At 42.6% G+C, this 4,667-nt stretch carries 4 protein-coding genes; 1 reads left to right on the top strand and 3 read right to left on the bottom strand.

Annotation, left to right across the window (positions count from 1 at the left end; translation table 11 throughout):
* Positions 1-863 precede the first annotated feature (863 nt).
* Positions 864-1,502 carry an NAD(P)-dependent oxidoreductase gene (locus CXF78_RS10615; protein ID WP_102036760.1) on the bottom strand — a complete coding sequence of 213 codons (639 nt, stop codon included), beginning with the start codon at positions 1,500-1,502 and terminating at the stop codon, positions 864-866.
* Between the two features lie 245 nt (positions 1,503-1,747).
* Between CXF78_RS10615 and CXF78_RS10610 the strand changes: the two genes are divergently transcribed.
* On the top strand, positions 1,748-2,647 hold the full coding sequence (locus CXF78_RS10610; RefSeq protein WP_102036759.1) for a LysR family transcriptional regulator: 900 nt from the start codon (positions 1,748-1,750) through the stop codon (positions 2,645-2,647).
* Between the two features lie 167 nt (positions 2,648-2,814).
* Here the strand turns inward: CXF78_RS10610 and CXF78_RS10605 are convergent, their stop codons facing one another.
* On the bottom strand, positions 2,815-3,609 hold the full coding sequence (locus tag CXF78_RS10605) for an alpha/beta fold hydrolase (protein WP_102036758.1): 795 nt from the start codon (positions 3,607-3,609) through the stop codon (positions 2,815-2,817).
* A 19-nt stretch (positions 3,610-3,628) separates the two neighbouring features.
* Positions 3,629-4,651, bottom strand: a complete 1,023-nt coding sequence (locus CXF78_RS10600; protein ID WP_102036761.1) for a DUF2817 domain-containing protein — start codon at positions 4,649-4,651, stop codon at positions 3,629-3,631.
* Positions 4,652-4,667: the final 16 nt, after the last annotated feature.

The following is a 4,667-nucleotide window of genomic DNA, read 5'->3' as shown; positions in this document are numbered from 1 at the left end:
AACAAAACGAGCTTGCGCGTTAATGTCGTTAAAAAAAATAAGCGAAAAATTTATTTTCAATATTATCAACTAATTATAGTTTTCTAATTAAGCCTACGTTACGACTTTAGGCTGGCTTAATGAGTTGTTTGATTTAAATTAAGCCAAATCTCATTATACCTGCATATAAAACCAGTTCAGTAGATTATGCAATCTAGGCAGTAAGAATGGCATCGGTAAAAGAGTAATATCAATTAGATTTTTGTATGGAAAACAAAGGTAAGCATTGTTAAATAGAGCTTTGGTTCTAAGTAGCTTTGGAGCAAAAACGAGTTGGTTTTTGACTTAAAAATATCTAAATTCAACTCTGAACTTGAGGCCGTTGAAGAAAATGGCGTGAGCCCAGACATGGATGTCTGGCTAGCTTTGGAGGGGAAGGGACGCCCCATCTGAAGCGTTAGCATTTTCAAATAAGGCCGAAGAACACTCAGACGAAGTTAAAAGCTGGATCAGACCACGTCGCGAAATTATCGCTTTTCAGATAATTTTGATGTGGCGGCTGGGTGATCCAAGAGGGAACAGCCGTTGGTTTCCTTTTGGTCTGGTGTGGGTGAAGCGCCACGACGTTAGTGGCCGTAGGCCATACCTTAAATACACTTTCAGCCAAAAACGCTTTAAAACAAGCTCAAATCACATAGCCTGTAACTGATAACCCAGTATGATTTTTGAATAAAATACGCTCAAATCTTACCGAGTAACGGCTATGGCCTAATACAAATTCAACCATTGTTTGCCTAATCGATATAACCACCTATGCACCGGATAAAGCATAAAAAAAACAGGCCGTTTAGGCCTGTTTCGATTAATCACCTACCCAATATCACTTAGTAAGCAACGCTAATACGTTGATTAATATGCTTAGCATTTTCGGCTTCATCGAGCATGGCTTTGGCGTAATCTGCTACTGATACTCGGCTTTGGCCTTGTGCATCGGTAAAAAATGAATCGCCGCCTAAACGGTACGGTCCTTCTGACTCGCCAGGGAAGATAATCGCTGCAGGGCTAACGTAAGTCCACTCGATAGCAGAATCTGTATCACGGAACACGGCTAGTGCTTCACCTTGGGCGATGGCTTCGGCTTTATAATCTTCAGGAAACTCTGGTGTTGATACTAACGTCACGCCTGGTGCGACTTCTAAGCTACCTGCACCGCCAACCCACAACAAACGCGGTGTGCCAGCTTTAGGCAAGTGTTGCAATAATTGCTTAGCGGTTTGCGCTACTACTTGATGGTTTTGTGCGGCACGGCCACCGATTGACGCTATAACAACATCAACATCGGCAAATGCGCTAGCGATGGCATCGCTTGTCATAGTGGTTAAATCAAGCGTACGTACGGCCACATCTTGAGTGACTTTGCTGGCGTCGCGCACTATGGCAACCACTTCATGGCCTCTGCTTATCGCTTGTTGCATGATAGTGCCACCAATCCAACCTGTTGCGCCTAATACTGCTAATTTCATTTTGTGTCTCGCTCTATTAGTTATCAATGGAGCTAGTTTAGTGGGTAATTTTTTGGAGATAAATATCGATTATTGCGCTTAATTGTTTCATATTGGGATACAAAAAAGATTAACCCCTATTTTTTAGACCATAAAAGCAACCTAAACAGATATGACAATAAAGTCGATGCCGATAACGCCTGCTGATTAGAGCATTAATATAGCGGTGAGTAGTAAAGAGTGATATTTCACCATAGGATAAAATAATGGACAAAATTTCAGCCATTCGCAGCTTTGTCGAAGTCGCAAGCTGCAGCAGCTTTACGTTGGCAGCAGAGCAATTGGGTTTAAGCCGCTTACAGGTTTCACGGCACATTAAAGAAGTGGAGCAATGGTTATGTTTACGCTTATTACATCGTACAACCCGTCAAGTCAGCTTAACTTTGCAAGGCGAAGAAGCGCTTAATTACTGCCAACGCATTTTAAGTGAAGTCACGGCAATGGAAGGCCGTGCTAATAGTCATAATACTGAACTGGTTGGCAGTATCCGGATCGCCTCACCTATTGGGCTTGGGCAACACAAACTGTATGACGTAGTTGAGGCTTTTTGCCAGCAACATCCTCAAGTTAATATTCAGCTGTTATTGTCTGACAATGTATCGCAATTGGTTAATGACAGAGTTGATATTGCGCTGCGCTATACCCACCAACCAGATGAAAGCTTAATTGCTAGACGCTTAATGCATATCGACAGTGTCATTTGCGCATCATCTGACTATCTCGCTAAACATTCAGCCATATTGTCAGCCAACGACTTATTGCAACACAACTGTTTACGCCACTCAAGCCAACCACGTTGGGAGATAATCGATGAGTCTCGAACCTGTTTACTTGATGTGAGCGGTAATTTACAGGCCAATGACATGGGCGTATTGATCAATGCGGCATTACGTGGCAACGGCATTGTGTGCTTGCCGACTGATTTAGCTAACCACTATCTTGAACAAGGTGAATTGCTTGAAGTGCTGCCCAACATCACTGTGCCGGGTAAAACGTTGTGGGCGGTTTATTTGTCGCGTAGTTATCAGCAAACCGTCGTCAGAGCCTTTATCGACTTTACCGCTAATGCTTGGCAGCAAGACATTAAAAAATGGCAAGCAAGCTAGAGTGACGGATTGAATGATTGAATGATTGAATGACTAATCGCTACTAAGTACTTTCCTATTTAGTACTCTCGACTCAGTACTTTCTATTCAAGAAGCAATATTCTATGAGCCTTGATGGAACCGTCTTAATGAATAAGCCCTAATGAATAGGCCCTAACGAATAAGCCCTAATGAATAATATCCAGCAATAGTTGTTGTAATTGTTGTGGTTGATCAAGGCTGGCATCGTGGCCGCAATCATCTATTTTATGTAATTGTGTTTGATAAAATACCGCTAACTGTTCGCTACATTTGGGATGAGCTAACTTATCTTGATTGGCGACAATCACGCTAACCGGTATGTCATTCAATATAGGACTGTGAAAACGGGCCGAGGCGTACAATTGGCGTAATCCATTAATAAATGATGTATGGCATTGCAACCTTAGTAAGCTCCAAGCATTAATCACTTCAATACTTTGACCCAAATGCCTGCTGGTAAAATCTAATACCGTTGCCTCTAGCCAATGGCTTTTGTCATTATCCACTTGATTCGACAAGCTGACACGTAAAGCCCTCGCGAGCACAGCCACCAATGATCTCATTAACCCTAAGTATTGGAATCGTTTATACCAAGGTGACAAGTTAGCCGCACTGCTGTTAATTAACACCACATGCTTAACTCGCGAGCGACACTGAGCCGCCATCGTTAGCGCCAGCATACCTCCCATAGACAACCCAACCAATACCACCTTAACTTGGCTTGGTAGCATGCCCTGTTTTAGCAAGGCGTCATCGATTTGTTGCCACACCGCATCACAATAATCTTGCATTTCACCTGGGCTAGACTGATTAACTAACAGGCCATTACCCGGTAAATCGACGCTAATAACATTCACAGCTTGTTGAGCTAAACGCTGATCAAAACCATACCAATGGCGGCTGTCACGCATTAATCCTCTAAGCAAAACTAAGGTGGTCATTGCTTATCCTCACATAGCCTCATTTAGCTTTTTTAGACCAAAAGCGATTCGCTTGTTGAGTCAATTGTGTCAGCTGTTTAGGCTTTATTTGTTCAATAATTTGCGCATAAGCCGCATCGATAATGAACTGCATTAATACCACGTGACGCCTTAAAATACGTTGATGTCGATGTGTTTTCTGTGGATTGAAATAACCGGAAAAATTAAATAGCTGTCGCGGATTTTTACGAACCCAAGCCCACGATCCCATTTCTAACGTTAATGGAATAAACGGTTTTTCGCTGGCATTATTTGCCACTAAATAATCCCAAATATCACCATGAGTGCGATAAAAATGACTTTGTGGCGCTAACCGATAATGACCATGATGAGGGTAACCCTTTTCGAATAACTGCATTAAATGATAAATATAACCTATGCCTGCAAAAGGTTGCCGAGTATGCGCATGAGGAAACCACACATGGTCTAACAAACCAAAACCAGAATGAGCGTCTAAGGCAATGACACTGCTACTTTGTTGCTGTAATTGTTGCACATAGTTCACTAATGCATGGGTTTCTAGCTCCATGCCGTTTTGACCACGATACCAAGGCAAGCGCGGTGACAGTCGCTGACCGCCAACAAAAAAGGTCACGTCTTCATCTGAATCAATGGGTGCATTACGCATTAAATCAACATTATTGCCATTACCTCGGCTGCCACGCAAAAAGCCAACCGGGTTGACCACAGGTACAAAGGCTAAACGTACATGTTTGAGTAATTGCTGTAAATGAGTATCCCAAGGTAACCGGTTGAGTAAGCTGTCTAAAAAAGCCAACACCACTTGTGCACCAATACGCTCAACACCATGCACCCCACCAACAAATAACACCGTAGGGCAAGGTTGTTGTTGCTGCCCAAGTTCAATGGCAGTTACCGATAATTTTTCGCCTCGATAATACAAATCCGCTAACGACTTATGCCTAAATTGGTGTTGATGTTGTGCAATTAAGCGCTTTAATGTGTCGATCTCAAACGAATGCTCAAATGAAAACTTAGCCATTAGCCACTTTTTACTG

Origin of the sequence: Shewanella sp. 11B5 (genome assembly GCF_002836795.1) — a bacterium.
Lineage (GTDB): Bacteria > Pseudomonadota > Gammaproteobacteria > Enterobacterales > Shewanellaceae > Shewanella > Shewanella frigidimarina.
This window is presented reverse-complemented; position numbering and strand designations above follow the sequence as displayed.